General features: G+C 68.6%; 2 protein-coding genes and 1 pseudogene. 1 reads left to right on the top strand and 2 read right to left on the bottom strand.

From position 1 onward, the window contains the following. The coding region (locus VFM98_RS02540; RefSeq protein ID WP_325108322.1) for an isomerizing glutamine--fructose-6-phosphate transaminase at positions 1 to 1,035 on the bottom strand (1,035 nt) is incomplete at its 3' end. 124 nt (positions 1,036 to 1,159) lie between these two features. On the opposite strand from VFM98_RS02540, the gene VFM98_RS02535 reads away from it, so the two are divergent. Continuing rightward, a complete protein-coding gene (locus VFM98_RS02535) occupies positions 1,160 to 1,660 on the top strand; it encodes an Lrp/AsnC family transcriptional regulator (protein ID WP_325108321.1) in 501 nt (166 codons plus the stop codon). Positions 1,661 to 1,714: 54 nt separating this feature from the next. Here the strand turns inward: VFM98_RS02535 and VFM98_RS02530 are convergent. Further along, a pseudogene (locus VFM98_RS02530) lies at positions 1,715 to 2,507 on the bottom strand (DapH/DapD/GlmU-related protein); the annotation flags it as partial.

The raw sequence follows: 2,507 nt of genomic DNA, 5'->3' as shown, positions 1-2,507 counted from the left end.
CCTGGGGTTCGGCACGCTCTCGCGGTAGCGGTACTCGCTCGCGATCTCCACCTGCGTCGGGATTTTCGCGATGGACTCCAGCCAGTACTTGGCCGTGCAGCCGCTGTAGTAGCTGGTGCCGCAGGCCAGGATCAGGACGGAGTCGATCTCCTTGAAGATGCGGTACGCACCGTCGCCGAACAGCTCGGGGGTCACGCTGGTCACGCCTTCCAGCGTGTCGGCGATCGCGCGCGGCTGCTCGAAGATCTCCTTCTGCATGTAGTGGCGGTACGGGCCCAGCTCCGCGGCGCCGCTGTGGGCGTGCACGGTCTTCACCGGCCGCTGCACGGGCCGGTGGTTGCGGTCGACGACCCAGTAGCGTCCGAGTTGCAGGTCGACCAGGTCGCCCTCTTCCAGGTACACGATCTGGTCGGTCACGCCGGCCAGCGCCATCGCGTCGCTGGCGAGGAAGTTCTCGTCCTTGCCCACGCCCAGCACCAGCGGCGAGCCGGCCCGGGCGCCGACCACGCGGTGCGGTTCGTCCTTGCAGAACACGGCGATCGCATAGGCCCCATGCAGCTGGCCGACGGCGGCCTTGACCGCCTCGAACAGGTCGCCTTCATAGAGGCTGTCGACCAGGTGCACGATCACCTCGGTGTCGGTCTGGCTCTGGAAGCGGTAGCCCTTGGCCTTGAGCGCGGCGCGCAGTTCGTCGTGGTTCTCGATGATGCCGTTGTGCACGATCGCGACGCGGCCGGCGGTGGTCGGCGCAGGCTCGCCCGGGCCGTGGCTGAAATGCGGGTGGGCGTTGTGCACGGCCGGCGCGCCGTGGGTAGCCCAGCGCGTGTGGGCGATGCCGGTGCCGCCCTCGATCTGCTCGCCGGCCACCTGCTCCATGAGCTCGGCCACCCGGGCCGTGCTGCGCGCACGCTTCAGGCCCTCGGCATAGACCGCGACCCCGCAGGAGTCGTAGCCGCGGTATTCGAGCCGCTGCAGGCCCTGGACCAGGATGGGGACGATATTGCGGGTGGAGACCGCGCCGACGATGCCGCACATGGGACTGCCTTGGTGGTTCGGGATGGAGCGACTGTAGGGCGGACCGATTCGAATATGCCTTCTATTTTCTTCCGAGGATGCAATAGAATTTCATCCGTCCCGCGGCGCGTAATTTTCTTTCATCTTGGACGACATTCCGGAACCAATCGCCATCGACGCCATCGATCTGGCCCTGCTCGAGCAGCTCCAGAGCGACAGCTCGCTGAGCAACCAGGACTTGGCAGCCCAGGTTCACATCTCGCCCGCCACCTGCCTGCGGCGGGTGAAGCGCCTGCGCGAAGCGGGCCTGATCGAGCGCGAGGTGGCCGTGCTGAACCCGGAGCGGCTGGCCGCCACGCTCGGACACGGGCTCGAAGCGGTGGTGGAGGTCTCGCTGGACCGCCAGGGCAATGCCGAACAGGAGGCTTTCGAGGCACGCGTGAGCGCGGACGAGGCCGTGCAGCAGTGCTACCGCGTCTCGCCCGGGCCCGACTTCATCCTGATCGTGTACGCGCGCGACATGCCGGACTACCTGGCGCTCGCGCAGCGGCTGTTCACGAGCGACGCGAACGTGCGCAACGTGAAGGCGTTCTTCTCGGTCAAGCGGTCCAAGTTCCGGCCGCGGATTCCGGTGAAGAAGGGGTGAGGCAGGGAGCGCCCCCACCCCGGCCCGCCCCCAGGGGGGAAGGAGGAAGACAGGCTACTTGGGCGCCTTCTTCGGCCGCGTCCAGTTCTCGATGGTGACCTGGCGCGCGCGTGCCACGGTCAGCCGGCCCGGCTCGGTGTTCTTGTTCACCACCGAGCCGGCGCCGACGGTGCCGCCGGCGGCGATGGTCACGGGCGCGACCAGCACGCAGTTGCTGCCCACGTGCACGTCCGCCTCGATCACCGTGCGGTGCTTGTTGGCGCCGTCGTAGTTGGCGGTGATGCTGCCCGCGCCGTAGTTGACGCGCTCGCCCACGGCCGCATCGCCGAGATAGGCGAGGTGGTTGGCCTTGGCGCCGCGCGCCATCGACGAGTTCTTCACCTCGACGAAGTTGCCGATGTGCACTTCGGGGCCCAGCCGCGCGCCGGGCCGCAGCCGCGCGAAGGGGCCGATCAGCGCACCCTCGCCGATTTCCACGCCCACGTCCTCGCCCTCGATGTGCGTGTACGCCTGCAGCACGACGTTCGCGCCTATCTTCGCGTTGGCGACCACGCAGTTGGGGCCGATGCGCACGTTGTCGCCCAGCGTGACCTCGCCCTCGAACACGCAGTTGACGTCGATCTCCACGTCCTGGCCGCAGGTGAGCGTGCCGCGCAGGTCGAAGCGCGCCGGGTCGCGGATCTGCAGGCCCGCGCGCATCAGCGCGTCGGCCTGGCGGCGCTGGAAGGCGCGCTCCAGGTCGGCCAGTTGCAGCGGGCTGTTCACGCCGTCCACCTCTACCTGCTCCGACGCCTGCGACGCCACGACCTCGCAGCTGTCCTGCACCGCCAGCTTCACCACGTCGGTG

It is taken from the genome of Ramlibacter sp., assembly GCF_035706265.1.
Taxonomy (GTDB): Bacteria; Pseudomonadota; Gammaproteobacteria; order Burkholderiales; family Burkholderiaceae_C; genus Ramlibacter.
The sequence above is the reverse complement of the archived record's forward strand: the minus strand, read 5'-3'. Positions and strand labels throughout refer to the sequence as shown.